This window comes from Collinsella sp. AM34-10 (assembly GCF_003469185.1).
Classification (GTDB): domain Bacteria; phylum Actinomycetota; class Coriobacteriia; order Coriobacteriales; family Coriobacteriaceae; genus Collinsella.
Genome location: NZ_QSIL01000005.1, coordinates 31,644 through 54,904 on the forward strand (window position 1 = coordinate 31,644; position 23,261 = coordinate 54,904).

21 protein-coding genes, 2 tRNA genes and 1 riboswitch are annotated in these 23,261 nt (G+C 60.1%); of the genes, 2 read left to right on the forward strand and 21 right to left on the reverse strand.

The features are described from left to right. Positions 1–321: 321 nt before the first annotated feature. The 12 genes from lysS to DW823_RS05920 form a co-directional block, all read right to left on the reverse strand. Complete coding sequence (lysS, locus tag DW823_RS05865) at positions 322–2,286, reverse strand: lysine--tRNA ligase (protein ID WP_118081027.1); 1,965 nt, start codon at positions 2,284–2,286, stop codon at positions 322–324. Between the two features lie 79 nt (positions 2,287–2,365). Next, complete coding sequence (greA, locus tag DW823_RS05870) at positions 2,366–2,836, reverse strand: transcription elongation factor GreA (protein ID WP_006234960.1); 471 nt, start codon at positions 2,834–2,836, stop codon at positions 2,366–2,368. Between the two features lie 106 nt (positions 2,837–2,942). Then, a complete protein-coding gene (gene tatA, locus DW823_RS05875; protein ID WP_158554565.1) occupies positions 2,943–3,218 on the reverse strand; it encodes a twin-arginine translocase TatA/TatE family subunit in 276 nt (91 codons plus the stop codon). 112 nt (positions 3,219–3,330) lie between these two features. Next, a tRNA-Pro gene (locus tag DW823_RS05880) sits at positions 3,331–3,407 on the reverse strand. 49 nt (positions 3,408–3,456) lie between these two features. Beyond that, positions 3,457–4,353, reverse strand: a complete 897-nt coding sequence (gene ispE / locus DW823_RS05885) for a 4-(cytidine 5'-diphospho)-2-C-methyl-D-erythritol kinase (RefSeq protein WP_233543014.1) — start codon at positions 4,351–4,353, stop codon at positions 3,457–3,459. Between the two features lie 2 nt (positions 4,354–4,355). Continuing rightward, positions 4,356–4,652, reverse strand: a complete 297-nt coding sequence (locus DW823_RS05890) for a Veg family protein (protein ID WP_117799674.1) — start codon at positions 4,650–4,652, stop codon at positions 4,356–4,358. 306 nt (positions 4,653–4,958) lie between these two features. Then, positions 4,959–5,405, reverse strand: a complete 447-nt coding sequence (dtd, locus tag DW823_RS05895) for a D-aminoacyl-tRNA deacylase (protein WP_118081029.1) — start codon at positions 5,403–5,405, stop codon at positions 4,959–4,961. Between the two features lie 3 nt (positions 5,406–5,408). Next, positions 5,409–6,050: an RdgB/HAM1 family non-canonical purine NTP pyrophosphatase gene (rdgB, locus tag DW823_RS05900; RefSeq protein ID WP_118081031.1), complete on the reverse strand. Its 642-nt coding sequence runs from the start codon at positions 6,048–6,050 to the stop codon at positions 5,409–5,411. Positions 6,051–6,196: 146 nt separating this feature from the next. Continuing rightward, complete coding sequence (gene rph, locus DW823_RS05905) at positions 6,197–6,922, reverse strand: ribonuclease PH (protein WP_118081033.1); 726 nt, start codon at positions 6,920–6,922, stop codon at positions 6,197–6,199. 53 nt (positions 6,923–6,975) lie between these two features. Further along, the gene (gene murI, locus DW823_RS05910) at positions 6,976–7,860 is read right to left on the reverse strand and encodes a glutamate racemase (RefSeq protein ID WP_118081035.1); all 885 of its coding nucleotides are present in this window, start codon (positions 7,858–7,860) and stop codon (positions 6,976–6,978) included. Between the two features lie 51 nt (positions 7,861–7,911). Continuing rightward, positions 7,912–8,823 carry an HAD family hydrolase gene (locus DW823_RS05915; protein WP_118081037.1) on the reverse strand — a complete coding sequence of 304 codons (912 nt, stop codon included), beginning with the start codon at positions 8,821–8,823 and terminating at the stop codon, positions 7,912–7,914. A 30-nt stretch (positions 8,824–8,853) separates the two neighbouring features. Then, the gene (locus tag DW823_RS05920; RefSeq protein WP_118081039.1) at positions 8,854–10,371 is read right to left on the reverse strand and encodes a Mur ligase family protein; all 1,518 of its coding nucleotides are present in this window, start codon (positions 10,369–10,371) and stop codon (positions 8,854–8,856) included. 399 nt (positions 10,372–10,770) lie between these two features. Here DW823_RS05920 and asnB point away from each other — a divergent pair, with 399 nt between their 5' ends. Together asnB and DW823_RS05930 are read left to right on the forward strand one after the other, a co-directional pair. After that, positions 10,771–12,639, forward strand: coding sequence for an asparagine synthase (glutamine-hydrolyzing) (asnB, locus tag DW823_RS05925; RefSeq protein ID WP_118081041.1), 1,869 nt, complete (start codon positions 10,771–10,773; stop codon positions 12,637–12,639). 57 nt (positions 12,640–12,696) lie between these two features. Then, positions 12,697–12,772, forward strand: a tRNA-Val gene (locus tag DW823_RS05930). A 696-nt stretch (positions 12,773–13,468) separates the two neighbouring features. On the opposite strand, the gene DW823_RS05935 is transcribed toward DW823_RS05930, so the two are convergent. The 9 genes from DW823_RS05935 to DW823_RS05975 form a co-directional block, all read right to left on the reverse strand. Next, positions 13,469–14,752 (reverse strand): aspartate aminotransferase family protein, encoded by a 1,284-nt coding sequence (locus tag DW823_RS05935; RefSeq protein WP_118081043.1) that lies wholly within the window; start codon positions 14,750–14,752, stop codon positions 13,469–13,471. 68 nt (positions 14,753–14,820) lie between these two features. Next, positions 14,821–15,801 (reverse strand): acetylglutamate kinase, encoded by a 981-nt coding sequence (gene argB, locus DW823_RS05940; protein ID WP_118081045.1) that lies wholly within the window; start codon positions 15,799–15,801, stop codon positions 14,821–14,823. A gap of 80 nt (positions 15,802–15,881) precedes the next feature. Beyond that, positions 15,882–17,150 (reverse strand): bifunctional glutamate N-acetyltransferase/amino-acid acetyltransferase ArgJ, encoded by a 1,269-nt coding sequence (gene argJ / locus DW823_RS05945; protein ID WP_118081047.1) that lies wholly within the window; start codon positions 17,148–17,150, stop codon positions 15,882–15,884. Positions 17,151–17,285: 135 nt separating this feature from the next. Continuing rightward, the gene (gene argC, locus DW823_RS05950) at positions 17,286–18,356 is read right to left on the reverse strand and encodes an N-acetyl-gamma-glutamyl-phosphate reductase (RefSeq protein WP_118081049.1); all 1,071 of its coding nucleotides are present in this window, start codon (positions 18,354–18,356) and stop codon (positions 17,286–17,288) included. 257 nt (positions 18,357–18,613) lie between these two features. Beyond that, on the reverse strand, positions 18,614–19,024 hold the full coding sequence (locus DW823_RS05955) for a pyridoxamine 5'-phosphate oxidase family protein (RefSeq protein ID WP_118081051.1): 411 nt from the start codon (positions 19,022–19,024) through the stop codon (positions 18,614–18,616). A gap of 54 nt (positions 19,025–19,078) precedes the next feature. Continuing rightward, positions 19,079–19,525, reverse strand: a complete 447-nt coding sequence (locus tag DW823_RS05960; protein ID WP_118081053.1) for a pyridoxamine 5'-phosphate oxidase family protein — start codon at positions 19,523–19,525, stop codon at positions 19,079–19,081. Positions 19,526–19,555: 30 nt separating this feature from the next. Continuing rightward, the gene (locus DW823_RS05965) at positions 19,556–20,356 is read right to left on the reverse strand and encodes an energy-coupling factor transporter transmembrane protein EcfT (RefSeq protein WP_118081055.1); all 801 of its coding nucleotides are present in this window, start codon (positions 20,354–20,356) and stop codon (positions 19,556–19,558) included. Beyond that, positions 20,356–22,260, reverse strand: coding sequence for an energy-coupling factor transporter ATPase (locus tag DW823_RS05970; protein ID WP_118081057.1), 1,905 nt, complete (start codon positions 22,258–22,260; stop codon positions 20,356–20,358). Before DW823_RS05970 ends, DW823_RS05965 begins: the two co-directional genes overlap by 1 nt. Further along, a complete protein-coding gene (locus DW823_RS05975) occupies positions 22,257–22,847 on the reverse strand; it encodes an ECF transporter S component (RefSeq protein ID WP_055252299.1) in 591 nt (196 codons plus the stop codon). Before DW823_RS05975 ends, DW823_RS05970 begins: the two co-directional genes overlap by 4 nt. A gap of 5 nt (positions 22,848–22,852) precedes the next feature. Then, a riboswitch (FMN riboswitch) is annotated at positions 22,853–23,045 on the reverse strand. Positions 23,046–23,261: the final 216 nt, after the last annotated feature.

Genomic DNA, 23,261 nt, shown 5'->3' on the forward strand with positions numbered 1-23,261 from the left:
CCCGGTGCTCCCTTCCTATCGACTAACCCCCATCCTAGACAGCGACGGCTAAAGGAAACATAAAAGAGACGGCTGTCATGCGAGCCATGTGTGCAATAGCCGTTGGGTAGTCGTTTGAGAACGCCCCCAATGACTATTGACGGCCAAGGCAACGCCGATGCTATGGCACCGACAGCGAAAACCCGCCAGAGCGAGCAAGGTGCCTTGAAACAAGGCGGCATTGATCTTTTGATCATGCCGCCGAAGTTGAAAGGCAGATTGCCGCTCTGGCGGGCTTGCAGCGTCAACTGGTTACGCGGGTTGGTAAACCCGCGTAACCCCCTAGTACATCTTTGCGCCGGCGGGGATGGAAGCGTCGAGCTGGATCAGGTTGAGGCGCTCCTCGCCCTCCTCCTCGTGGATGGCGCTGATCAGCATACCGCAGCTGGGAATACCCATCATCTTGCGCGGAGGCAGGTTGGTGATGGCGAGCAAGGTCTTGCCGACCAGGTCCTCGGGCTCGTAATAAGCGTGAATACCGGAGAGGATGGTGCGGTCGGTACCGGTACCGTCGTCGAGCGTAAAGTTCAGCAGCTTCTTGGACTTCTTGACGGCCTCGCATGCCTTGACCTTCACAGCGCGGAAATCGCTCTTGGAGAAGGTATCGAAGTCGACGAACTCCTCGAACAGCGGCTCAACGGCGATCTTGGAGTAATCGAGCGTGGGCTTAAGCGACTTAACGAACGGGCTTGCGGCGTTGCCGGCCTCGGCAGCCTTGGCAGCGGCGGCACCGGACTGGAAACCCTTCTCGGGCTTCATGTGCGGGAACAGCAGGACGTCGCGAATGGAAGCCTGGTTGGTGAGCAGCATGACCACGCGATCGATACCGATGCCGATGCCGCCCGCGGGAGGCATACCGTACTCGAGGGCGCGTACGTAGTCCTCGTCGTACTCCATAGCCTCGTCGTCGCCGCCGGCCTTCTCGGCCATCTGGGCGGCAAAGCGCTCGGCCTGGTCGACCGGGTCGTTGAGCTCGGAGAATGCGTTGGCGTACTCGTGGCCGGCGATGACCAGCTCAAAGCGGTGCGTCAGGCGCGGATCGTCCTCAAAACGCTTGGCAAGCGGGCTGACCTCGATGGGGTAATCGCATACGAAGGTCGGGTTGACGATGGTGTCCTCGCCCAGCTCATCGTAAATCTCGGCGATGATCTTGCCAGCAGTCCACTCGGGCTTAATCTCCAGACCCTTCTCGCGTGCGGCGGCGGCAAGCTCCTCGACCGGCGTGTCGATGGTGACCTGCTTGCCGAGCACGTTCGAGACGATGTCGGTCATGGGACGGCTTGCCCACTCACCGGAAAGATCGATGGTCTGACCCTGGTACTCAATGACCTCGGGGTTGCCGATGGCCTTGTTGGCAGCCTTGATGACACCCTGGGCGAGCGCCTTCATGCCCTCGAGGTCGGAGAAGGCACGGTAGGCCTCCATCGTGGTGAACTCGGGGTTGTGGGTGAGGTCCATACCCTCGTTGCGGAAGATGCGGCCGATCTCGAAGACGCGCTCAAAGCCACCGACGATGCAGCGCTTGAGGTGCAGCTCGGTAGCAATGCGCAGGTAGCACTCCTGATCGAGCGCGTTGAAGTGCGTGATGAACGGCTTGGCCGTAGCGCCGCCCTGAATGGTCTGCAGGATGGGGGTCTCGACCTCCATGTAGCCGTCAGATTCCATGAAGCGGCGGAAGGTGGAGAGAATCTGCGAGCGCTTGCGGAAGGTCTCGCGAACATCGTCGTTGGCAATCAGGTCGACATAGCGCTGACGATAGCGGGTCTCCTTGTCGGAGAGGCCGTGGAACTTCTCGGGCAGCGGGCGAACGGCCTTGGAGAGCAGCGTCGCGCTCTTGGGGGCAACGGAGAGCTGGCCGCGCTTGGTGCGAACAACCACGCCGGTCACGCCCAGGATATCGCCAAGGTCGAGAGCCTTGAGCGTATTCCAAGCTGCCTCGTCCATGTCGTTGATGCGGCAGAACAGCTGAATCTCGGCGGTAGCGTCGCGCACGACGATAAACATGATCTTGCCCTGACCGCGCTTGGCGACCACGCGGCCGCCGATCTTCACGACGTCCTCAGTATCCTCGCCATCGGCAAGATCGGCATATTTGGCCTCAATGTCGACGACATAGTCCTCGATCTCGGAGTGCTCGGGATAGGGGTTCTGGCCCGCCTCGAACAGGGCGGCGCGCTTTGCCAGACGCGTGGCGCGCTCGTCGTTGAGCGTCGAGGCCTGATCGGCGACGTTCTGGTTCTCTGCCATAAGTTAGCTCCTCAAACTAAAACGCTCCCCAGGATTCGGTCCCAGGGAGCGAAAACATACCTTTACGCGGGACCGTGGTCTAGCGTGCGATCTTTGCGATGGTGTAGACGCGGGTCTTGCCCGAAGGCGTAACGACCTCGACGGAGTCGCCCTCGCCGTGACCGATAATGGCGTGGCCGACCGGAGACTCGTTGGAGATCTTGTGCTCGAGCGAGTTGGTCTCGGTGGTACCGACGAGCGTGACTTCCATGACCTCACCGTTGGGATCGATCAGAGAAACGGTGGAACCGATGGAGACGGTCAGATCGCCCGTGGTGGCAGCAACCTGAGCGTTGGCGAGGATGGCCTGAATCTCGGCAATGCGAGCAGCATTCTGGGCCTGCTTGTCCTTGGCGGCATCGTACTCGGAGTTCTCCGAAAGGTCGCCGAACGCGCGGGCTTCCTTGATGTCCTCGACGATCTCCTTGGCGTAATCGCCCTCACGCCAAGCAAGCTCCTCGACGAGCTTCTGGCGGCCCTCAGCGGTCAGTACGATCTGGCTTGCGTCCATACGGATATCTCCCCAACTATGATGTAACGATCAACTGTCAACAAAACGAAAAAGACCGGCTAGCCTGCGGGCAAGCCGGTCAGGTGCTCACCCCAAAGGGATGGGACTACTCTGCGTCCGCGTCGCTGTCCTCTGCCTGCTTTTTCTTGGCAGCAGCGAGCTTGGCCTCGAGCTCTGCGATCTCCTTGTCCTCCTTGGACTCCTCGACCACAACGTCCTCGGCCTGCTTGGTTTCGCCCTTATCGTCGCCCTCCATACCCTCGCGGATATTCTTGACGGTAGAGCCGAGAGACTTGCCGAGCTTCGGCAGGTTCTTAGGCCCGAAGATGATCAAGACAACGACGAGAATAATGATGAGCTCAGGAGCCCTCAGTCCAAACATGTAGACCTCCACAATACAGCGAGACAAGCTCGAATGAGTATACCGCGGGTGCCGCGGTATCACAACAATAGCTAAAAAAAGGGACCGCAAGAAGCGGTCCCTTCTCATGCTCTGGTCGGGTTGACTGGATTTGAACCAGCGACCCCTGCGTCCCGAACGCAGTGCTCTACCAAACTGAGCCACAACCCGTTAGCTCGACTATAGTAACAAAGATTTTCGTCGCGTGCTAGAGAAATTTTTATTTCTTTGGCGCGTCGATTTGAACCGTGTTGGGAATAAGCTCAGTCGCGCAGGCCCACCAGCCATTTTGCTGGGCAGCTCCCGCAAGATGGGCTGCTGCAGCGACGGTATCGCAAATGGCAAACGAGCAAGCACCCGAACCGCACACGTCCACGGCAACGGTTCCCTCCTGTGCGCGCAGCCAGTCGAGAACTGCCTGGATCCGCGGCTCCATCTGCGCGGATATGACGCCCAGATTGTTATGAACGAGCGCATATGCCGCCTCGGCATCGCCGGCGCGTAAGACAGAAGCAATCGCATCGGGTTTTTCCGCGGGCACCGGGCTCTCATCAAATCGTCGATACGCTTCAACCGTTGAAACGCTCGTCTCGTGCGGTTTGACCAATACGACAGGTGTCGCCGGAAGCACAGGATACTCAGTGGCCAGCACATCTCCCCCGCCGACGTAGAATGCGGGACTCGTGTGCAAAAAGAACGGCACGTCGGCGCCGATACCGCGAGCGATGTCATCGAGCGCGGGGTCGGCGCGGTCGATACCCCACAGCTCGGCCAAGGCAACGATGACCGCAGCGGCATCCGTCGAGGGGCCTCCCAGGCCGGCGCACAGCGGGATACGCTTTTCGATCGTCACGCACACGTTGGCATCGCGACCGTAACGCTCGGCCATAGCGATTGCCGCCCGATAGGCCGTATTTTTTTGCATGGGAAAATCGGATGCCGGAACCGTCTGGACGGTCAACGCCTGCGCCGGCGTGACCGTCACGGTATCGGCTAGACCGACGGCTGCCATCAGGGAATCGACCCTGTGATAGCCGCGGGCGTCGCGCTCGGTATGAACCCCCAGATAGAGGTTAATCTTTGCCGGCGCGGTAAGGATGAGGGACCGATCGGTCACCGTTAGTGCTCCTCGAGCTGGTTGCCGAGCGGGGTAAAGATATGTTCGCCGCTCTCGGGGTCGAACAGTTCGACCTGGCCGGTAAGGACATCGATGTACTGGTAGGACTGACGCGATTTGCGGCCGCGACGCTCGTCAACCTCAACGATAAAGACAGCGGGGTGGACGCTCTTGATGGTGCCCATGCGCTCGATGACGCGGGTACGGCCCATGTTGGCCTTAACCTTGACGCGATCGCCCACCATATCGGTCAGCTTCTCGTGGATGTCGTCGACGTGATTGACTTCCATCTCTTCCATGAATAGGGCCTCCAGAGGGTGCAATTCAAAAAGGGGATAATACCCCTAAGATAGACAAAACTCTAATACTATAGCACCCTGTTGCAGCCATACGCAAGCAGCTAAAAAAGCCCGGTCCCAAATACGTACCAGACGATAACCTCACATGACCAGTTCACGTCAGCGAACGACCACCATTCGAGCCAAGGTGTCGCGAAAGAGGAGCGACGCGTACTTTGGTACGCGAGCGACGGTTTGAGCGACAGATTGGCCGAATGGTGGCCGTGCAGCGTCGAGTAGTTACGCGGTTTGGTAAAACCGCGTAACCTAAAGATTGTCTGTGTCCAGGACGATGGTGAACGGACCGTCGTTGACCAGGTCGACCTTCATATCGGCGCCAAAGATACCGTGCGCCACATGCTCAACGTCCTGAGCGACGAGTGTCAAAAGGTACTCGTAAAGTTCGTTAGCGACATCGGGCGCGCCGGCGTCCGTAAACGACGGACGGCGGCCGTGGCGGCAGTCGGCAAACAGCGTGAACTGCGACACCACGAGCACCTCGCCGTCGACATCCGCCAGCGCCAAGTTGGTCTTGCCGTTCTCGTCCTCGTTGATACGCAGCCCGCGGAGCTTGCCCCACAGCTTGTCGGCTTCGGCGCGTGTGTCGCCGTGGCCCACGCCCAGCAGCACCAAGTAGCCGCGTCCAATACGGCCCACGCACTCGCCGTCGACTGTCACGCTGGCGTTGAGCACGCGCTGCACCACCGCACGCACGGTCTACTCCTCGCCCGTCAGCTTGGCGGACAGATGCTCGAGCGCATGGAAACGATGGCTGATGGCGTTCTTCTCGTCCGCCGTGAGCTCGGCCATGGTCTTGCCCGGCGTATCGACCGGCAGGAACAGCGGGTCGTAGCCAAAACCGTGTTCGCCGCGGCCCTCGTGCGCGATAACGCCTTCGCAGGCGCCCTCGCCATAGGTGACCAGGCCGTCCGTATCGATAAGCGCGACGACGCTCATAAAGCGCGCGGTACGGTCCTCGTCTGCCACGCCTTCCAGGTTAACGAGAAGCTTGGCGTTGTTGGCGGCATCGTCGCCATGCACGCCCGCATAGCGCGCGCTATACACGCCCGGCTCACCGTCCAACGCATCGACGACCAAGCCGGAGTCGTCGGCGATGGCCATAAGGCCCGTCTCCTCGACCGCAGCCTGCGCCTTGATGATGGCGTTCTCCAAAAACGTCGTGCCGTTTTCCTCGGGGTCCTCAAAATCGCCCAGCTGGCCGAGCGCCACAAAGCGCACCTCGGGCATGACCTTGCCCAAAATGGCCTCGATCTCGGTGAGCTTATGGGCGTTGCCGGTTGCCACGACGATGGTCGCCGCCGGGTCGAGGGTGTCGATGTCAATCTTCTCAAGTGCCATAGCTGGTCTCCTTTGTCTCTATAGCAATGACGAGTTGAGGACGACGAGGACTTCGGCCTCTCTCCCGTCTCAATCAACGGCAGTCTTATACTTCGACGTTTTCCCAGATAAAACCTGCCAAAATAAACCTGTCCCTTTTTGGCAGGTTAGGCGAGGGCTTGGCGCTGAAGCTCGATGAGCTCGGCGATACCCTTGTCACCCAGGTCGAGCAGAGCGTTGAGACGCTTGCGGTCGAAGGGCGCCTGCTCGCCGGTACCCTGGAGTTCGATCATCTCACCAGAATCGGTGGCGACGAGGTTCATGTCGACCTCGGCGTGGCTGTCCTCGGAATAATCCAAGTCGAGCAGGGTGTTGCCGTCGACGACGCCCATGGAAATGGCGGCAACCTGGCCCGTGAGCGGGATGCGCTCGAGTTTGCCCGCCTCGACCCACATGGCAAGGGCGTCGTGCAGCGCCACCCAGGCGCCGGTAATGCTCGCCGTACGCGTGCCGCCATCGGCCTGGATCACATCGCAGTCGACGGTAACGGTGTACTCGCCGAGCGCCTTCATATTGACGACGGTACGCAGGCTGCGGCCGATAAGCCGCTCGATCTCCATGGAGCGGCCCTTGCGGTTGGCATGCTCGCGCTTGCAGCGTTTACCGGTCGAGGCCGGTAGCATCGCATATTCCGCCGTTACCCAGCCGGCCTTGGCGCCCTTGCGCCAACCAGGCACACCCTCCTCGATGGTGGCGGCGCACAGTACGTGCGTGTCGCCGAACTCAGCCAGGCACGAGCCGTGGGCGTGCTTCATGACGCCGCGGGTGAGCTTAACGGGGCGCAGCTCGTTGACAGCGCGGCCGTTGGCGCGGTTGACCTGCATGTATTCCATGGAACTATCCTTTCGGCAAAAGATGTGGCGAAGCCTCCGGCGACATTGCGAGCCTAACCGAGTTCGTCGATATCGACATGCTCGATGCTTTTAAGCGGCTGGCCAAAGATAAAGCTACCCGCCACCGCAAACTCGGCAATGTTGTCAGACGTGGTGGCAAAGCGATGCTGTGGCTCGGCGGCATCGCCCGCCAGCTGCTCACGGCGCGTGAGGATATCGGTCAGCTCGCGGGTGGTCTCCTCGGCGGAGCTCACCACGCGCACCCCGGGTCCTAGCGCATGGCGGATGGGACCCACCAGCAGCGGGAAATGCGTGCAGCCGAGTACCACGGTATCGATGCCACGATCGTGCAGCGGCTCGACTGTGGTGCCGACCAGCGCGCGAACGGCTGGCGTATCAAAAATATCCTCGTTCTCGAGCCACTGCTCCTGCAGATGCGCGCCCGAGGCGAGCTCGTGCTCGACGACCTCGACAAAGCTCGAAGCCGGGCAGCCATACACATCGACACCAGCATCCAAATCCTGGATGGCGCGCGTGTAGGCGCCCGAGCGAATGGTGAGGTTGGTGGCGAGCACGCCCACGCGACGCGTACGCGTGCTGTTGATGGCGGCGCGTGCGCCCGGGGCGATCACGCCGATCACAGGAACGTCGAGCACTTGCTGAGCCAGACGCAAGGCCGCGGCGGTCGCCGTGTTACAGGCGATGACCATGATCTTAACGTCGTGCCTCGATAGCCAGCGGCCCGCCTGCAGCGCAAACGAGCGAACCTCGTCCTCGGTGCGGGTGCCATAAGGGCAGCGTTTAGTGTCACCGAAATAGTAGACGGACTCGCGCGGAAGCGCCGTTGCGATCGCGCGCGCGACCGTTAAGCCGCCCAGGCCCGAGTCGAACACGCCGATCGGACGCGTGTCCCCGGCCAGATTATCGATATCGGACATTACCTCACCAGATTCTCTCTCGAAAAATGCGACCATGCGTGATGCGTCGCGCTACGAACGGGCCGCGACCAACAGCTCGGCCGTTGCCACCCAACCGTCGACAATCTTGCCGCGCGTAATATAGGCATTGTCGCAGGCATCCAAGAACTCCGGGGCACCGGCGCTCGTCAGACCGTTCTCGACCAGGCAGAACATGCCAACATGGTCGGCCATGTAGAAGTCGGACTCGGAGTCACCGAGCGCAAGCGTCTCCTCGCGCTCGATCCCCAGGTGCTCGCAGAAGCGCGCAATGGCAACGCCTTTGTTGAGACCCGCCGGATTGATGTTGAAGGCGCGGCCGTCCTCGACGCGATTAAGCTCGAGCGTCGTCGGCTTGGACAGGTGAGTCAGATGGCCGTTGCAAGCCCAGACCAGACCGCAGCCGGCCTCGTCCAGGATGGCCTGGACCTCATCGTCGGGCACATCGCCGCGCATGCCGACGGTGACCTCACGGTACTTGTAGCCGGTCGACATGTCGTTGTGGTATTCGATCTTGTGCGGCCAGCGGGCAAGGATCTTCTCGCACACGCCGGTCTGCTCGATCACCTGGTGCGGCGTGAGACCGCAGGCGGGGTCGTAGGGCATGTCGCCCGTCAGGTACTCCCAGTCGTTGGCCTTGAGGTCGTACATGACCAGGCCGCCCATCTCGCCGATGTAGGAGTTGAGGCCGAGCACGCGGGCGTCCTCATGGATCATGGTGCGATTGCGACCCGAGGTGGGAACCACCTGGATGCCGGCACGGGCGAGCGCGACAACCGCCTCGACGAGCTTGGTCGAGGGATTGCCGTCGTTATCGCGCAGCACGCACGAGCCGGGGGCGAGCATCGTGGCGTCCAGATCGGTAAAGACATACTTGACCTTGGCAAGGCGCTCGCGCATCTCGCCCGAAAGCTCGGCAACGGTCGGCAGGATGTTGTGGGACATGGTCACTCCGTTTACATAGAAGGGGCTGGTCTAGGCGTCGTACGCCGCAAGGGTGCGCTTGAGAATCAAACCGTCGCGCTCACAAGGCTCGGGTCCGTTCTTGCGCAGCATACACTCTTCCTCGCCCTTACCGGTCACGATGACCACGGCAGGACGGACAGTTTCGCGCACGGCAGTCTCGATAGCGGCAACGCGATCAGTCACGATTTGCCAGTTATCATTTCCCTGCGCTTGAACGTTGCGCGCGATCTCGGCGCAGATGTCCTCGACATCCTCGGGGCCGGGGTCATCCTCGGTAATCACGATTCGGTCGGCATACTTGCCAGCGGCGATGCCCATCGTGGTGCGTCGATCGACACCCTTACCGCCCGTAGCGCCAAATACAACCGCCAGCTCGCGCTCGGGATAGTTCTCGCGCAAGTCGCGCAGGAGTGTCTCGAGGCTCATGCCGTTATGTGCAAAATCGACGATGCCCAGGATTTTGCCCGATACGGACGGATAGAGCTCCATACGACCGGGAACGAAGACGCCCTCAAAGCCATGGACGATACCCTCTTCGGAAATGCCCAGGGCCTCGGCGCAGGCAATAGCGGCAAGCGCGTTGGACACATTGAACTTAACCGGCGTGGGAATCACAATGTCACGCGTAAAACGGGGCGTGCGCACCGTTGCCACCACGCCGCAGTCGCCATTGCGAATCGCCAGCGCAAGCACGTCGGCACGCTCGTCGGTCAGGGAGAACGTCACCGTACGTTCGCAACGAGATGCCGCCTCGAGCACGCGATCGACCTTATCCATATCGAGATTGACCACGGCAAAACGGCTCTGCAAGAAGATTTTGAGCTTGCTGGCAAAGTAATCCTCGAGCGTCGGATGCTCAATCGGCGAAATGTGATCCTCGCCGATATTGGTAAAGGCGCCGACTTCAAAGTCAATCTTGCCCGTACGCTCGTATTTGAGGCCCTGACTCGATGCCTCCATAACCAGCCACGGGGCACCCGCCTCCGCAGCATGCGCGATGCGAGACTGCAGCAGGAAGGATTCGGGGGTCGTCAGCTTGGAAGGGCCCGTCTCGATGCCGTCGTCGAACTCAATGCCCGTATTAAGAGCGGGTCGATGACAGCCCGTAAGCTTGGCCTCGTTGGCGAGGATGCCGCGCAGATAAAAGCTGCAGGTCGACTTGCCCTTGGTGCCTGTAAAGGCGCAGACCTTCACCTTACCCGACGGGTGCCCATAAAAGGCATCTGCCACCACGGCGAGCGTGCGACGAATATCGCTCACAATCACCGCGGGAAGATCAACATCGTAATCGACCTCGGAAACGTAGGCCACGGCGCCATCGGCGATTGCCGAAAGCAGGTACTCGCGCTTAAACGCACGGCCCTTGCAGACAAACAACGTGCCCGGACGCACCTGGCGCGAGTCATCAGTCGCAAACTCAATGCGCTGGTCGCACGAAGCGCTCGGTCTGGAAACAACAAGGTCATCTTCCTCGAGCAACTCTATATAGCGCATCAGAGTTAGCTTCTCTTGTGTCGGACTCGACATACAAAGACCTCTCTCGCTAAATTCAGCCTTAAAGGGCAGAAGACGTCCCGCGGCAGAAACGATGAAACATTCTGTATTATCAACCATCCTAATATGCCACCTGACCTTACGCGCATCACAGCCTTCTAAAAAATTGCATGGACTGTGCCGTGGTCTAATAAATGGCAACGGTGTTCACCCCGTGTAAAAACAAGGAAATCTGGGTGCTGTTCTTTAACATAGCGTTCGCAACCACGGCCCGCCGCTTCGTCTGAAGATCGGGACGTGGTTTTTTCGGTTCGCTCGGCGCTTATGCCCTATCACGAAACAAAAGATTGGCATGATAGTAAAGATTATTTGACATCAGCTGCCACAATCCTTGCGGCAGTACACCTGAGCCGTCAGCAGAAAGGATCTTGCATGTGCGGTTTTGTCGGTTTTACCGGTACAGATGAACAGAGTGAGCTGGTTCTCACGGCCATGATGAATCGCATCATCCACCGTGGTCCCGATATGGGCGGCCAGCATATCGTCGACAACGTTGCCCTTGGCTTCCGTCGTCTTTCGATTCTCGATCTTTCCGAAGCTGGAGCCCAGCCCATGTCGAGCGACGACGGCAAGGTCACGATTGTCTTCAACGGAGAGATCTACAACTTCCAGGAGCTTCGCGCCGAGCTGGAGGCGGCCGGCTACGCCTTCCACTGCAACGCTGATACCGAAGTCCTGGTACACGGTTACGAGGAGTGGGGCGAGGACCTGGTCAACCGTCTGCGCGGCATGTACGCGTTCGTGATTCACGACCAGAACAAGAACAAACTCTTTGGTGCTCGTGACATCTTTGGTATCAAGCCGTTCTATTACTACCAGGCATCCGATGGCTCGCTGCTGTTTGGCTCCGAGATCAAGAGCTTCCTGGACCATCCCAAGTTTGAGAAGGCTGTCAACCACGACGCGCTGCGCCCCTACCTGACGCTGCAATTCCCCGCCACGGAGGAGACCTTCTTTAAGGGCGTGTTCAAGCTTGCCCCGGCGCATTGCTTTACGTATGACCTGACGACCAACACCATGGACATCAAGCGTTACTGGAGCTGTGACTTCACCGACGACAACTCCAAGACCTTCGAGGAGTACGTGGACGAGTGCGACAAGGTCGTGCACGAAAGCGTCGCTGCGCACCGAATCGCCGATGTTAAGGTGGGCTCGTTCCTTTCTGGCGGTGTGGACTCCAGCTACATTGCCGCCTGTCTCATGCCCGACACCACGTATTCTGTCGGCTTCGATTACAAGAACTTCAACGAGACCAACTACGCCGCCGAGCTTTCCGACAAGCTGGGCATCAAGAACGTGCGCAAGATGATTACCGCCGACGAGTTCTTTGATGCACTGCCCGATATCCAGTACCACATGGACGAGCCGCAATCGAACCTGTCCAGCGTGCCGCTGTACTATCTGGCGCAGATGGCTTCCAAGGAGGTCACCGTCGTCCTTTCGGGCGAGGGTGCCGACGAGCTGTTTGCCGGCTATGAGTGGTACGAGGACACCCCCGAGATGCGTACCTTTAAGAAACGCGTGCCGCTCGGCGTACGTCACGCCCTGGGCTCACTCGTTCAGCATCTCCCCTACTTTAAGGGACACAACTTCCTGACGAAATGCGCCGAGGTTCCCGAGCGCTGGTATGTGGGTCAGGCAAAGGTGTTCGATCCCTCCGAAGTCGACGAGGTGCTCAAGCCCGCTTATAACACCGGCAAGAACGCCGCCGAGATGTGCGCCGAGTACTACAAGCAGGTTCCCGACTGCTGCGAGCTTTCCAAGAAACAGTATCTGGATATGAACATGTGGCTGCCGGGTGACATTCTGCTCAAGGCCGACAAGATGTGCATGGCGCATTCTCTGGAGCTCCGCGTTCCGTTCCTGGACAAGAAGGTCATGGAGTTTGCCGAGCACATTCCCGCCAACTACCGTGTTAACGAAGAAGGCTGCAAGCTCGTTCTGCGTCACGCTGCCAACCGCACGCTGCCCGACGAGTGGGCAACGCGCAAGAAGGTGGGCTTCCCCGTACCGGTCAAGTTCTGGCTGCGCGAGCAAAAGTATTACGACTACGTAAAGGAATACTTCACCGCGCCGTGGGCTGCTGATTTCTTTGACACCGATGCGCTCATGAAACTGCTCGACGATCACTTTAAGGGTCGCGCGCTCAACCAGCGCAAGATCTATACCACGCTGACGTTCCTCATTTGGTACAAGCGCTTCTTTATCGACGAGGACAAGGGCGCTAAAGTCGCCGCTTAGTTTTCGTTATGAATTAGCGGTGAACCACGCAGGGTTTCCGCTATACTCAATCTCTGCGGGCGATTGGCGCAACGGTTAGCGCAGGTGCTTTACACGCACAAGGCTGGGGGTTCGAATCCCTCATCGCCCACCACTGATTTGTTAGGCTCCCAGCTATGGGGGCCTTTCTTTTTTGGGCCCATCGCAGAGGGATTCGAACCCGACAGGGTGCGGAGCTGAGGAAACGCGAAGCGTTTTCCAGCGCAGCACGCGAGGAGCGGAGCGACGAAGCGGGGCGCGGACGGCGCCAGCCGCACGCGGACATCCCTCATCGCCCGCCATTGAATTGATAGGCCCCCAGCGATGGAGGCCTTTCTTTTTTGGGCCGGTGCATGGGATTCGAACCCGCAAGAGTGCGGAGCTGAGGAAACGCGAAGCGTTTTCCAGCGCAGCACGCGAGGAGCGGAGCGACGAAGCGGGGCTCGGGCGGCGAAATGGACCCTTGGCGAATACCCGTGTGCAAAAAATGCCAAATATGAGTACTGCTACCTTTTTAGTAGCAGCGTTTTCGAAGTCATAAAAGGCAAATCCGGCATTAGAACGACGATCGATAGTCCAGTTAAGCCAATTTGCCAACTACAAAACTGGACATATGTGGCCCAACTCATCTAAAAGTGCCTAATTTATATGTTACGAAGTTAGTGCCCGTACTCATATTTGCCACTTTTTGCACACGGCCTATCCCAGCCATGGTAAATCGATAGCAAAACGGGCTCCAGACCGCTGAATCGTGCCGCATATGGCACGTCCGCAGTCCGGAACCCGGTCCAAATTAAGTTATTGCGCCGTGTTAGGCCAAAACACCCGCCAGGATCTCGATCAGGTTGTCCACGTCGGCCTCTTCGCACACGAGCGGCGGAAGGAAGCGCAGCGTATGTGCGCCTGTAGCGTTGATCACGGCACCAGCCCCCAATGCACGGGCCACGACGTCGTGTGCATCACCCGCGGCAGCATCCAAATCGCAGCCGAGCATCAGGCCGCGACCACGCACCTCTACCACATGCGGAAGCTTAGCCAGCGCCTGCTCCATATAGGCGCCAACCTTGGCAGCATGCTCGGCATAATCGCCGTGCACAAGCGCGGAGAGCGTCGCGGCACACGCCGCGATGGCCAAGCAGCTGCCACCGAAGGTCGAACCATGATCGCCGGGCTTAAAGACGTCGGCGATTTCCTTCTTTGCCACCACGGCACCCATAGGCACACCGTCGGCAATGCCCTTGGCAAGGCTCATGATGTCGGGCTCCACGCCATAGGTCTGGAACGCAAACGGCTTACCCGTACGAAAGATTCCGCACTGGACCTCGTCGGCAATAAGCACGGCACCCACCTCGTGCGCCAAGTCGCGCGCCGTAGCCATAAACTCCTCGGTCATGGGGTGCACACCGCTCTCGCCCTGAATCGGCTCGAGCATCACGGCGCAAATTTCACTGCCCAACTGCTTAAAAATTGCACGCAGTTCATCTACATCGTTGGGTGTGCAGGCCACAAAGCCACCCGGCAGCGGACGGAAACTGTCCTGTAGCCAATCCTGCATGGTGGCGGCAATGGTCTCGAGCGTACGGCCGTGGAAGCCGCCACGCATGCATACGATGGTGTTGCCGCCGTTACCAGCACGCTTGGCGTACAGACGCGCAAGCTTCATCGAGCCCTCGTTGGCTTCGGCACCAGAATTGGCAAAGAACGTCTCCCACACCTGCTCGTCCGCAGCCGGGGCACCGAGCGCAGCGGCCGTGGTCTCATCGCCGGCGACAATGGCATCGGCCAGCACGCACGCACCATCTACGTCGTCGTTGGCAAGCTTGGACAGCAGCGCCGCGACCTGTCCACGCCGCTCGATGTAGAAGTAGTTAGACACATGCAGAAGCTTTTTGGTCTGAGCCTCGAGCGCCGACAGCACTGCCGGGTTGCCGTGGCCCAGGCTGCACACGCCGATGCCGGCAAGAAAATCGAGGTATTCGCGGCCATCGTCGCCGGTGAGCTTCATGCCGCGGCCTTCGACAAACTCGACCGGAGAGCGACCGAAGGTGTGCATGACGTAGTAGGATTCGAGCGATTGTTGTGCTGCAAGTGACATGAGATACCTTTCGTTAAGCGCCAAGTAGCGCGGAGTTTGGGCGTAATGGCGTAGCAATTTTGAGCCGGCTAAACCGTTTGAAGCTTCTCGACCTCGTCGAGATTCTCGGTCAGGCGCGCCGCAAAGGTCGAAAGCGGGTGCGGGTGCGTATCGAACTCGTAGGCCGTCTCGGTAGAATGGATCACGGTGCCGACGCCGGCATCGGTCAACAGCTCAAGCAGCAGCGAATGCGGCGTGGTACCGTTAATGATATGGGCGCGGAACACGCCACCGGCAAGCGCGTCGACGGCCGCACGTAGCTTGGGAATCATGCCCTTATCGACCTCGCCACCGTAGAGCATCTCGTTAACCTCGTCGAGCGTTAGGTTAGAGATAAGCGAATCCTTATCGCTAAAGTCCTTGTACAGGCCATCGACGTCGGTCAAAAAGATCGCCTTATGCGCGTGAAGCGCTGCCGCGACGGCACCGGCGGCGGTATCGGCATTGATGTTGAAGAAACCGCCGTCCTCCCCCGCCGCGACGGTAGCGATGACGGGGATGTACTCGCTATCGAGCAAACGCTCGATATAGTCCGTGTTGACGTTCGTCACTTTGCCCACGCGACCGAGCTCGGGGTCGAGCGGCTCGGCGATGAGCGTGCCGGCATCGCTGCCCGACACGCCCACGGCCAGGTTGCCGTGGTGGTTGATAGCAGCAACCAGCTCCTGGTTAACCTTGCCGCCCAGCACCTCGCGCACGATATCCATAGTCGCCGGCGTAGTCACGCGCTGGCCGTTCTTAAACTCGACGGGAATATCGTAATGGCTCAACGCCTCGTTGATGGCCTTGCCGCCGCCATGCACGATGACGGGGCGCATGCCGATAATCTTGAGCAAAACGATGTCGCTCATCACGTCGCGGCGCAGTTGCTCATCGACCATGGCGGCTCCGCCATATTTGATAACGACCGTCTTGCCGGTCAGGTTTTTAATCCACGGCAGCGCTTCGAACAGCAGCTGCGCGGTTGCTTCGTTGGATTCGCTCGAACGACAGTCGCGTGCGAATTTCATAATCTGCCTCATCTTTCGTATCGTTATCACGCCGTGCTTCGCTGTCCGCAATGCGGCAAGATGCGCAGCGTGCCTGGAATCTAGGAACGGTAGTCGCCGTTGATGGAGATGTACTCGTGCGTGAGGTCGCAGGTCCACACGGTCGTTGCCGCGTCGCCTGCACCCAGGTCGGCCGAGATCACGATCTCGGACGCCTCAAAACGTCGCAGAGCCTCGTCCTCGTCAAAGGGAACAGTCAGACCGTCGCGGCAGACCGGCATGCCCATCATGTCGATGGAAACGTCTTCCTGATGAAACTTCACGCCGCACTTGCCGAGCGCCATGGCGACGCGGCCCCAGTTGCAGTCGTGACCGGCGATGCAGGTCTTGACGAGCGGCGAGTTGGCGACGGCACGGGCGGCGATATCGGCTTCCTCGTCGGTGGCGGCGCCGGTAACGTTAACCGTCACGAGCTTTGACGCGCCCTCGCCATCGGCCGCGATGTTGCGCGCCAGGCTCTCGCACACCTCGTGCACGGCAAAGGACAGTTCGTCAAAGGCATCAGTGCCCTCGACGATAGCCTCGGTATCAGCGGCAGCAGCGCCAGAAGCAAGCACGATGCAGGTGTCGTTGGTCGAGGTATCGGAATCGACCGTCACCTTATTAAAGGTCTGCTTAGCGATCGAGAGCAGTAGGGTGTGGAGCGCCTCCGGCTCGACGGGGGCATCGGTAGTAATGACCGCGATCATGGTAGCCATATTGGGCATGATCATGCCCGAGCCCTTGCACATGCCGCCCACCGTATAAGCGTTGCCCGCATGGCCCGCAGCCTCGCTGCGATAGCGAACGGCATACTCCTTGGAATGCGTATCGGTCGTCATGATGGCACGGGCCGCATCGGCACCGCCATGGGCAGAGAGCGCCTCGTAGGCGGACGGGACGGCTGCCTCAAACGTGTCGATCGGCAAAATCTGTCCGATCACACCCGTCGAGGCAACCAGGATCTGCTGGGGCTCGCAGCCAATAACCTGCGAGGCGATGTTGCACGTCTCGCGCGCGCAGGCTAGGCCGGTCTCGCCCGTGGCAGCGTTCGCGTTGCCGGAGTTGATTGAAACGCCGGCGATGATGCCATAGCCCTTGTCCGCACCGCCCAGGTTGGCACGGCTCACCTGCACGGGCGCCGCGCAAAAGCGGTTGGTCGTAAACACGCCGGCGCCTGGACAGGGCTTATCGGGCACGACGAGCGCATAGTCCAAGCGCTCGGGATTCTTCCGGAATCCTGCATGGATGCCTGCGGCCTTAAAGCCGGCCGCTGCCGTAACGCCACCCTCGACGGCGCGTATCTTGATATCAATCAGGTCGGTATTCATCGTCCCTACGACTCCTTATATCAGACAAAAAAGCGGGCATCGGCTGGCACGCCATACCGGTCACAACTACTAGACCAGCTTGAAAGCGGCGCCCAACTCGATACCCGACCACCAAATCGTTAACAATCGAATGTGCTACACCGGGCACGCCACTGTGGGCAAGCCTCGTCGCTCGTCAAAGCCAAAAACGATGTTGGCGCACTGGACCGCCTGGCCTGCTGCACCCTTGCACAAATTGTCGATAGCACCCGTCGCCACCAGCACGCCCGCACGCTTGTTGAGCGCAAGGCCAATCTGGGCAGCGTTGGTGCCGACGACCGAAGCCGTCTTGGGCTGCTGGCCGACATCGAGCACGCGCACAAAGGTGCGACCGGCGTAGAACTTCTTGTAATGGTCGACGACGTCCTCAAGGGCCAACGTGTCGAGAGTCTGCGGCGCGAGCGGCATCGTCACCGTGGAAAGCAGGCCGCGCTTGAGCGGTGCCAAGTGCGGAGTAAAGACGACGCGATCGGTCAGGTCCAGGATCTGCTCAATCTCGGGCGTATGGCGATGTTTGCCTACGCCATAGGCCTCCAGGTTCTCGTCCGCGCTACAAAAATGGGTGCGAGCGTTGCAGGACTTACCGGCGCCCGTCACGCCACTAATGGCATCGACGATTACGGGGCCGTTCTCTGCCACCCAGCCCGCACGCACGGCAGGAGCGGCAGCGAGGCTCGTTGCGGTGGGATAGCAGCCGGCGCAAGCGACCAAAACGGGCTTTCCGGCGGCATGGCTGGAAGCAGCGGTCTCTAAGTCCTGGCAGAACAGCTCGGGCAGGCCAAAAGCGCGGGTCTTGAGCAGCTCGGGGCTCGTGTGCTCGGCGGCATACCATGCCTCAAAGACGGACGGGTCGCTCAGACGGTAATCGGCCGAAAGATCGAAGCAGGAAACGCCCGCGGCAAGGAGCGCGGGCACCTGCGCCATGGCAGCCGTGTGCGGCACGGCAAGAAAAACCGCATCGCAGCTTTTGAGCTCGGGGGCGTCATGCGTGGTGAAAACCAGATTGCTTACGCCAGCAAAGCTCGGATACACTGCGGACAGCGGCTGGCCGGCATCGGCGTTGGACGTAATGGCAACAAGTTCAAACTCGGGATGGCCGAGTACGAGGCGAATGAGCTCGGCTCCGGCATATCCAGCCGCGCCGACGATTCCAACCTTCAAAGACATATCAGACTCCTTGTCTGCGATTTATGCACCGATGCGCATTTCGCAGCGGTCATTATGAGGTGGGTTGAAACTTTAGCACCAAAAGATGCATGAATACGTAAATAGCTTGCATGTTCATGCATTGAAACATTCCCGACACATTCGCTTGAAGGAATTGACAAATAGAGCGGGCCCCGTATTGACCGGCACTCCTTACGGTGCCGGGCAACACGGGGTCCGCCCATGCGAAAACTAAGTTGTTAGGATGAGCCAGCTGGCTAGAGCTCAACCGGCACCCATTCGTCATGATTGCAGATAAATGCCTCAGGATCCTCGACGCTAAAGAAGACGAGCGCGGGGTCGTTAGGCCCCTCATAGTGCTCGCTCAAGCGCTCAAGATGCTTCCATCCGGCCTCGCGCATTTCGCTCGAAGCCCGGTCTTCCAGCCCCGCACGCCCGCGCAGGATCAACCAACCATGGCCCGGCCACCAACTCGTGACCTCAAAGCGCTGGTTTTGCAGCAGCTCCTGCCACACATCTTTGGTGCGCGCTGTCACAAACCACAGCTTGCCGTCCTGAATCTGCGCAAACGAGAACGGACGCACATGCGGCTGCCCGCCCACGCTCGTCGCCAGATACCACGCCGGCACCGACGTCAGATACTCCAGCACCGTATTCAATCCGTCCACGTTTCCTCCTGTCGCCTGACCAGTCTTTTTGGAATGGGTAGTCAATTTGGGAAATTAGAGCTCGAGGCGCTCTTCGCTGCCGTCGATATCGCAGAACCGTGCGGCGATGTTGCGGACCGAGAAGAATGCAAGGCGACCATCGTTGGCGCTATCGTGTTGCTCGCCAATGCCCACCATGTGCTTAAAGCCCGCTTGGCGCACCTTGTCGCTCACGAATGCATCGTCCTCGAGCGCGGCCTCGCCAGTTAACACGATCCAGCACTCCCCCGGCTTCCAGCCCGATACCTCAAACTTGGGATTCGCGCTCAACTCCGCCCACACGTCCTTGTCGCGCGACGTGCAAAACCACAGCTTGCCATCATCGACCATGGCAAACGAAAACGGCCTCACGCGGGGCTGATGCCCGTCGCTCGCATCGGTCGTGGCAAGATACCACGCCGGAATGCGCCTGAGATACGAGCAGGCGCGCTCGAGCTGAGCCGTGCGATCGGTGTCGGTCATAGAGACCCCTTTCTTGCGCTCGAATCGAGCTTAGACGAGTTGAAGATTGATAACGACAACGCATGTCACCAGCAGCGCCATCGCCAGCGCTGCCAGTACATCCCCCCGGCCAAACGCAAGCGCATGCAGACGCGTGCGTCCCTGCTCGCCGTGATAACAGCGCGCATCCATGGCGGCCGAAAGCGTCTCGGCATGACGGAACACGCCGGTGAACAGCGGAATCGCCACACTGCCGAGCATGCGCACACCGCCGAGCGGACCGCCCGTCACGCGCGCGCCGCGACTTGCCTGTGCATCGGCCGTCTGTTTCATCTCGGTGGCAAATTGCGGCATAAACCGCAGCGCGATACCCATAATCATGCCGAGCTCGTGCGCCGGAAGCCCCACGCGCGCAAATGGTGCGAGCAGACGTTCAAAGCCCGCGGTGAGGTCGAGCGTCGGCGTGGTGAGTGTAACGGCGCTCATGCCGGCCATCATCAACGTCAGGCGGCACGCCACAAACGCCGCAGAACGCAGCGAGCCCTCGCTCACCTGCAAAAAGCCAAGCTGCCACAGGATGCGGCCACTCTGGTCGGAAAACAGGTTGAGCACCGCGACCACCACGACAATCGCCAGCAATGGTGCCATCGATGATAGGACCCGGCGCAACGGCACCCGGGCTGCGAGATAGACCAGCACGACAAAAAATGCGACCGGAACCAGCCCGCAAAAGCTTCCGACGGTGAGCACGGTGACCAGAAATGCAAAACCTAGGAGCAACTTAGTACGCGGATCCAGGCGATGCACCGCGCTATCCCCGGGATAGTAGCTGCCAAATGAGAACGCCTCCATTAGCAGCCCTCCTCTCGCGTGGGCGCCTTGGAACCAGCCTGACACGGAACCCTCAAAGGCACGTCCGCGCAGCCCAGCAGCAAGCCGGCCAACTCGTCGGCTAGCGCCTCAACCGTATAAAGCTTGTCGCAGCGGAGCGGCACACCGGCTTGTGCAAGCGCCAGCGCCATGCGCTGGGCGGCAGGAACGCCCAGGCCGATCGATTTGAGCTCGTCCGCGTGCGCAAACACCTGCGCGGGCGTTCCCTCGGCAAACACGGCGCCCTCGTTCATCACAACGATACGGTCACAACAATTTGCCAGGTCATCCATGCTATGCGAAACCATGACAACAGTCAGGCCCTCGCGATGGAGTCGATCGATGAGCCCCAGGAAATCCCCGCGCGCAGCCGGATCGAGCCCCGCCATGGGCTCGTCGAGCACCAGCACCTCGGGCTCCATGGCGAGCACGCCGGCAAACGCCACGCGGCGCTGCTGGCCGCCCGAAAGCTCAAAGGGGTTCTTGTCGCCTATCGCGGCAAGGTCGAGGCCCACGCGCGCAAGCGATGATGCGACACGGCGTGCAACCTCGTCTTCTGGCAGGCCAAGGTTGCGCGGGCCAAACGCCACGTCCTGCGCCACGGTCTCGGCAAATAGCTGGCGCTCGGGATACTGAAACACCACGCCGACCTTGGCCTTAACCGCAGCGGCGTCTTTCTTGCTTGATAGGTCGAGCCCCAGCGCGCAAACGCTTCCCTCCTGCGGACGAATCAACCCGTTGAGATGCTGAACCAGCGTCGATTTACCCGAGCCGGTATGACCCGCCAATCCCAGAAACTCGCCGCGGCGCACCGTCAGCGAAACATCACGTAGCGCCCAGGGGCTGTTTGGATCGTTGCCCCAAAGAGCCTGTTTGCTCGATGCGTCCGCAGTGGTCGAGCGCTTGCGCCATCGACGGCGCTCGCGGGCGCTCAGCGAGTAACTATGCGAGAGGTGCGAAATCTCGATAACGGGCTCCGATGCGGCCGCCTCGTTAGTCGCGAAGGATGCATTGTCGAGCATACGAGAATCGGATGCAGAAGGCTGCACTGCGACGTCCGCCCCGCCCCGCTCGGCGTAAACCCGCGCAATCTCGGCGACCATATCTGCCTCGCGCACCTGCGCGCAAACGGGCACGCCCTTCTCACGAAGTGCCCTACCTAGGCAGCACGACGCCGGCATATCCAGGTTGAGCTGCGCAAGTTCGTCCGCCCGCGTCAAGATTTCCTCGGGCGTACCGATCATGGCAACGCGGCCCGCTTGGAAGACAGCAACGCGATCGGCCTCGGCGGCCTCTTCCATAAAGTGCGTAATCATCACGATGGTCATGCCGCGATCATGCAACGCACGGCAAGCCTTCATGAGGCCCTTGCGTCCACGCGGATCGAGCATCGAGGAAGCCTCGTCCAATATGAGCACGCGCGGTTCCATGGCGAGCACGCCGGCAAGCGCCACGCGCTGCTTTTGGCCGCCCGAAAGCGCGTGGGTCTCGTGGCGCTCAAAGCCCACCAGGCCCACGCCCTTCAGTGCCTCGCGTACGCGCTGCGCAATTTGCGCCGATGGCACGCCAAGGTTTTCAGGACCAAACGCAACGTCATCCTCGACAAGCGTTGCTACCAGCTGATCATCGGGATTCTGGAATACCATGCCCGCGGTCGAACGAATGTCGTAGACCAGCTCGGGGTCGGACGCATCCATGCCGTTGACGCGTACCGTGCCCGCATCGGGCTGCAACAGTGCATTCAGATGCTTGGTAAACGTCGACTTGCCCGACCCATTGCCACCGAGGATGCAGAAAAACTCGCCATCCTCGATGTTCAGATCGACGCCGTCGAGTGCCGGTGCGGCACCGTCATAGCTAAAGGAAACGCCCCGACACTCAATCATGCGCGGCCTTTGACCTGGTCCTTTTTAGGCGTGATGAGGTTGGAGACCGCTTTGTACACTGCAAGCGTCAACACCGAGTTAAGCACGGTCTTGATAAGGTTGAACGGCAGCACGGCAGGAATCATGAGCGGGGCGATCACATCGACCGAGCCATACCAGAACCATACGCCAATGGTAAGGTTTGCGACCATAGACAACGCCGTAGCAGCAATAACGCCGAGCACCAGGCCAATCACGGCACCCTTATAGGTATGCATCTTCTGGTAGACGATAGCCGCGGGCAGAATGTAGCCCAGCGTGGCAACCAGGTTCATAAGCGCGCCGACCCAGTCACCCGTGGTGAGTGCATGGATAACGATCGCCATGGCGGCAACGGCGGTACCGGCACCGGGGCCATATGCAAACCCACACACCATCGCCGGCACCAGCGACGGATCATAGGTCAAAAACGGCGCCGAAGGAAGAATGGGCAGCTGCACATACATAAACAGGGCGCCCAAGGCGCACATCAACGCCATGGTAACGAGCTGTTTGGTACTCCACCTATTCGTGTTCTCAAAATGGATATGCTGCGACTGTTCAGACATAAGATCACCTGCCTCTTTCATCCGGACTCTAACCGTTGGTACTGGGGTCTCACCAGTTCAGCCGGCATGCGAACCAACACACGCACGGGTCGCGGACTCATCGGCTCGGTCGCAGACGCCTCGTCTGCGCCACGGCACCCCTTTGGCACCGCCCGATTTACCGCCAGTGGGGAATTCCACCCCGCCCTGAAACAGCAATTGCAAGTGTAGCACCAGCAGGCTTTTGCGCAAGTATGCCAAGGGTAATTTATGGCGGGGACCAGTTGCCGCAACTACCACGTTCCCCATCCATCCCAAAGTAGCGCGCCTTTCGCGGCAAAGCCGCGAAACAGCGACCGGGACACGTATCCCCATCAGCCACGATCTCCGCCCACGCCGACCTCAAGGCCGTAAACGCAGGGAATCCGGGGGCGT